The following is a 279-nucleotide window of genomic DNA, read 5'->3' on the forward strand; positions in this document are numbered from 1 at the left end:
GTTTTGCCCGTTGATGAACGAAACCGGAAAATCCGTCAGGAATTCGGATCAAAATCCGGTCTGGCCTTTCGGGACAAAATGTTCCTCTTTCTATCGTCGGATAGTTCCAATTCAGCTGTATCCGCCCTTATGACACATGAATATAATCACGTCTGCCGGTTAGAACATGTGACAAAGGACGAAAAAGATGAGACATTTCTTGATACAATCATGATGGAGGGGCTGGCAGAATATGCTGTATATGAGCGGTTCGGCTCAAGTCTTACGGCGGAATGGACG

The 279-nt window shown here is 45.9% G+C and carries 1 protein-coding gene; it reads left to right on the forward strand.

The genetic code is table 11. The features are described 5' to 3' along the window. A partial coding sequence (locus SB658_RS23325; protein ID WP_410602654.1) for a DUF2268 domain-containing putative Zn-dependent protease occupies positions 1-279 on the forward strand: 279 nt, incomplete at both ends.

Origin of the sequence: Bacillus sp. SIMBA_008 (assembly GCF_046535495.1) — a bacterium.
Lineage (GTDB): Bacteria > Bacillota > Bacilli > Bacillales > Bacillaceae > Bacillus > Bacillus subtilis.